The 4,855-nt window shown below is 33.6% G+C and carries 3 protein-coding genes and 2 pseudogenes; 3 read left to right on the top strand and 2 right to left on the bottom strand.

What is annotated here, in order from left to right; translation table 11 throughout:
* Positions 1-89 precede the first annotated feature (89 nt).
* The 3 genes and pseudogenes from CWATDRAFT_RS35095 to CWATDRAFT_RS29725 all read left to right on the top strand — a co-directional run.
* A pseudogene (locus CWATDRAFT_RS35095) lies at positions 90-687 on the top strand (IS1634 family transposase); the annotation flags it as partial.
* 457 nt (positions 688-1,144) lie between these two features.
* Complete coding sequence (locus CWATDRAFT_RS29730; RefSeq protein WP_007308436.1) at positions 1,145-1,807, top strand: pentapeptide repeat-containing protein; 663 nt, start codon at positions 1,145-1,147, stop codon at positions 1,805-1,807.
* Positions 1,808-2,340: 533 nt separating this feature from the next.
* Positions 2,341-2,688 (top strand): DUF4388 domain-containing protein, encoded by a 348-nt coding sequence (locus CWATDRAFT_RS29725; protein ID WP_232287237.1) that lies wholly within the window; start codon positions 2,341-2,343, stop codon positions 2,686-2,688.
* Here the strand turns inward: CWATDRAFT_RS29725 and CWATDRAFT_RS36480 are convergent.
* Positions 2,654-3,609: pseudogene (locus tag CWATDRAFT_RS36480) on the bottom strand (IS630 family transposase). The gene CWATDRAFT_RS29725 and the pseudogene CWATDRAFT_RS36480 sit on opposite strands and share 35 nt — an antisense overlap.
* Before the next feature lie 219 nt (positions 3,610-3,828).
* Positions 3,829-4,651 (bottom strand): IS5 family transposase gene (locus tag CWATDRAFT_RS29710; protein ID WP_085961773.1). Its coding sequence is split into 2 segments (ribosomal slippage): positions 3,829-4,590 and positions 4,592-4,651, totalling 822 coding nucleotides; the frame shifts between segments, so codons are not numbered across the junction.
* Positions 4,652-4,855: the final 204 nt, after the last annotated feature.

Raw genomic sequence — 4,855 nt, 5'->3', positions numbered from 1 at the left:
TGCCGAAGGGATTGGAAAATTGGAACCCATTTTCCCAGAGGGGGGTATCCCGAATTTTTTAAAGGAACCAATCGGAAGATTGGACATCCTCAGCTGCTCGATATAAATTAGACTTATAGATAGAATTGAGATGTTGGAAATAAAAGAAGTTGAACTGATTGAACTTACTCGAAAAAAAGGAAAAGATTTATAGAATGATTAAGTCTGATCATCAAAAAAGATGAAGAGATAAGTAGAAAGACTAAAGAAGCAGGAAAATTTATTTTAGCAACTAACTTAGTAGAGGAAAATAAATTAGAAGCTAGTGAAATTCTGATAACTTATAAAAACCAGCAATCTACGGAAAGAGGATTTCGATTTTTGAAAGATCCCTTATTTTTTACTGATAGTTTCTTCGTTGAAAAACCAGAAAGAATAGAAAAAATGTTATTTCTAATGTCTTTGTGTTTGTTGATTTATAACTTGGGGCAAAGATAATTAAGAAATTGTTTAAAAAGAGTCAAAAAAGGAATAAATAATCAAGTAGAGAAAGTAACATTGCGTCCGACTTTGAGGTGGATATTTCAATGTTTTCAAGGTATTCATTATGTGATTTTAAACGGAGTTAAACAAATTTTCAACTTAACAGAAGAAAGGCGTTTTATATTGAGTTTATTACCTGCATCTTGTCAAAGATATTATCTATAAATTGAATTGGATAAAGCAAAAATAATAAAAGAATAAGAGTCTAATGATATCAAATGAGAAGAGGAAACTCTCCTTCGTTTGTGCTGAGTCTTGCTAAGTTTTCAATGAGTATAAATCTTCTTAATTTGATTATTTTTCCTAAAAATTTAATGAAAAGAGAAATATTCTTGCCCAGGTATGATTTTCGGACTTTTTAAAACTATGTATTTTTTTATACTACATTTTGAAGTGCGGAGTCTGGGTTATATTTCCCTGAAATCGGCAAAACATAACACCAGACTTGAAAGGATCACGAACTGTTAAGATTTGCTGATAACTAGACTCAGATTTTTTTATCTTTTAAGCACCATTTCCTAAAACAGCACTTATCCTAAAAGGTAGAGTAAGTTTAGACGGGGATTTTTTTGATTGCCCCATCCCCTCTAAATTGCTGTCCTTGTCGTTAAGTTGCGTGGTAATGAAAGAGATAGAACGCTATTATAGAGTCCTGGGATTAGAAGTTGGTGCCTCCCTTGAGGACATTAATGAGGCTTATCGAGATTTGGCTTTTATTTGGCATCCCGATCGCCTACCAAAAAACAATGAAAGATTGTTGGCCAAAGCAATGGCTAAGTTAAAAGAGATTAATCACGCCCGAGAACAACTGAAAACCCATCAAATAGTGTCTCATCCCTCCAAAACTGTCTCTGTACCGCGCCAAAAACCCCCAACTCCCTACAGTAATTATCCTCAAAATCAAGCCCAACGCCCTTATTATCGCGATTGGAGTGGGGCTGATTTGAAAGGGGCTAATTTAAAAGAAAAGGATCTTTCTGGACGTAAGTTAATTAAAGCTGATTTGAGTTACGCCGATCTCAGTGACAGTTTTTTACATAAAATTAATTTAGAAGAGGCCAATCTCTTTCGGGCCAATCTCTTTCGGGCCAATTTATTACGGGCTAATTTGCGATCGGCTAATCTACAACAGGTTAATTTAGTGGGGGCCGATCTCAGTGGTGCCGATCTCAGTGGTGCCGATCTCAGTGGTGCAAAAGTTGGATCGGGTAATCGTATTATGGTGAAATTAACCGGAACTATTCTTAAAGGGGCTGTTTTACCAGATGGCAGTGTTCATAGCTGAAATTTGGAATCTAGAATTGACAAATTGGCTTTAAAACCCGGTGCTAAAGGCCGGGTACTTCTGAATTGTAATTTTAAGTTTAAGATACAAGAGCAAAAATATCTGTATAATTACGGAAGTCGTAAAAATAAAAAAACAGTAACATAGATGTTAACTCTATATTAGGGTTCGGTTAAGGAGATTCCTTGTGTCATCTTACCTAAAAAGTCTTTACTTAAAGTGAAGATTTGAAACGATATCTCTTATGAATGGAACTATTGTATCATGCCGCTGTTTGCAATCATTGTTTAAACATTTGCTGGTTTTTTGATAAATTATCCCTCAATTGAATAGTATTTGTCTTTTATTTGTGGTGTTTTTCCGACTTATTGGGTCAATATCAGACCGATCTTCTGTCCCTCATAACTATAAAAATGCTCTATAAACCGTAACATTCCCTTTTGTTTTGAAGTTGTTTGATTGAAAAAGTATACTGTGTTCCCTAATTAATTATGACCTTGATTATGAATATTAAGAGTTATCAAGAAATATCCATGAGATCAAATGAAATATTACCCAAGTTTTCCCCTGCTGACATTTTAGCAAAAATATCAGGTTCTGAAGCAACAGGATGTTTAATTGTTTCCTATAATTCAGTGACTTGGAGAATTTATTTTCATTCAGGAGAATTGATTTATGCTCATCATTCTCTTGATTCTTTTGGGCGTTTAGAAAGGCATTTACGTCGCTTAAGTTATCGCATACCTACCTTAACAAGTCCAGTGCGAAATAAAGTTAGATTAAAGTTTGAAAATGAGAGTCAAATTAATCAAGATTTGCCCTGTGAATATCAAGCTATAGCGTTTCTCAGTCTAGTGAGGTACAGTAACAACAATGAATAAACCAGTTACGAATATCATATCGAGAGATTTGGTTGAAAGCAGATTCAATAGCCTTTGCTAAATCAGGATATGTTCTTGCACCAATGTGACGTAAAATACTTTTAAGCTTTGACCAACAATTCTCAATGGGATTAAAATCGGGAGAATAAGTAGGAAGATAGAGTAACTTAGCTCCAGCTTTTTCGATTAAAGACCTAATTTTTTTTCCCTTGTGAATAGAACAATTATCCATGATTACACAAGCTCCTTTCCACAGTTTGGGGACTAATTTTTGAGAAATAAATGCTTCAAAAGTGAGTGCATCAGTTCCTCCCATTAGACTAGATTGAGCAACAATACCATTCAAAGTCATTGCACCTATAATAGATACATTCATCCCTCGTTTTGATGGTCTTTGTCCATAAGCTCTTTGTCCTTTCTCAGACCTAGCACATAAGCGGATTAAAGCTAAATTTACTCCCGATTCATCTAGAAAAACCAGGTCTTTAGCTAGTATTTTCTGAATAGTCTCCCAGAATTCTAATCTTTGCTGTTGGACTTTTTCACTCCCTTTTTCCGTTGGATGCAGTGTTTTTTTTTTTAAGTCAAATTCAAACGATGCAACATTCTATCTACTGTTGAACGACTAATGATAATTCCTGTGGTCGCTATGAATTGCTTACGAAGTTCTTCTAGAGTCGCATCATTGTTAGTTTTGACTAACTCTTCGAGAACTTTTAATTGTTTTAAATTAAGTTTTGTAGGTGTTTGTTTCCTTCGTTTAAGTGGAGCAAGATTTCCTGTTTGTCGATATTGTTTAAGCAATTTTTAGACAAAGCTTTTAGCTACATGGAATTGTTTGGCTAATTGACGTTGAGATAGATTCCCTTCATTATAAACATCAATAATTTTTTGTCTGAGGTCAACAGAATAGGCTTTCATCTCAAAAAACCTCTTGCAAAAATATTTTATGCTATAATTAAAGGCTATTTTTTTGCCAATTTAACTTGCTCAGATGTACAAAATATCTGATAATTTTTGAATAATTGAGATAAGAGCGATCGCTTCTACACAAAATCATTAAAAATAGGCTGCTTAAAACAGTTAAGCTAATGATAAAAAGCTCAACCCACTAGAGATTAAATAGATTTTTTTTACAAATTAATTAGCCAAATCGTAGTTATGAAGTCCAGCTATTAAGTTGGCTCTTAATCCGAATCTCTTACCACGATTTCGATAAGGATAAGAAAGGATTTTAAAGATTTTTAAGCGACGATTTATATGTTCGACTGTGATTCTTAATCGATTTAGTTGCCGATTATATTTTTTCTCCTCTTGGCTTAACTTCTTCCCTTTCTTTTTCTTGATGGGGGTTTCACTTAATTGATGAATTTTTCCTATTCCTTGATAGCCTTTATCAGCAAGAACTTTTATTGACGTCCCAAATTTGACCCCACTGTTTTTAAATAGTTTAAAATCATGAGTTTTTCCTTTTCCGTTGACTAGGCATACAATTTGACCAGTTTTCTGTTGAATGACTATTTGTGTTTTTAAAGTATGTTCTCTTTGTTTTCCACTATAAAACTGTTTTTGTCGTTTTTTCGGCCTTTCAATTTGACTTTCCATGACATCCATTACTACCATTTCCTCTTGATAATTCGTTTTCCATAATTCTTTCTTTCCAGGTAGTCGAAATTGACGAGATTTTATTAATATATTTTCGATTTTATGGACAATGCGACAAACGTTAGATTCGGACATTTTCCACGTTAGACTAATATGGTAATAAGTCCTATATTCTCTTAAATACTCAAGCATTATGAGAATGTGGTCTTCAACTATTAATTTTGGTTTACGTCCGGGTTTCTTTTTTCTTTTTAGATAAGCTTTGACAGTGCGAACCATCACTCTGAAAGTTTTTTTTTACTCCTGTCAAACGCTTGAATTCGGTCTCTTTTAACTTTTTAACTTGCCAATATTTCATTATCAAATCAATTTTCTTAGCTGAATAGTTATCTTTAATAATTATACAACGATTCTTGTTTTAAAACTTAATTGATTTTTGGGGTTCAGGCGATCGCCACTATGAGAGTGCGATCGCTTTACCAATGGTGGCTATGCAAAAAATGAATAATCTTTTATCATACCACGAAAAACTTTTGCAAGAGGTCTAAAGTATATTTAATAA

Source organism: Crocosphaera watsonii WH 8501 (assembly GCF_000167195.1).
Taxonomy (GTDB): domain Bacteria; phylum Cyanobacteriota; class Cyanobacteriia; order Cyanobacteriales; family Microcystaceae; genus Crocosphaera; species Crocosphaera watsonii.
The sequence above is the reverse complement of the archived record's forward strand: the minus strand, read 5'-3'. Positions and strand labels throughout refer to the sequence as shown.

Coding starts and splice junctions, on each gene's coding strand:
- CWATDRAFT_RS29725 (WP_232287237.1), top strand. CDS start 2,341: ATGAGATCAAATGAAATATTACCCAAGTTTTCCCCTGCTGACATTTTA.
- CWATDRAFT_RS29730 (WP_007308436.1), top strand. CDS start 1,145: ATGAAAGAGATAGAACGCTATTATAGAGTCCTGGGATTAGAAGTTGGT.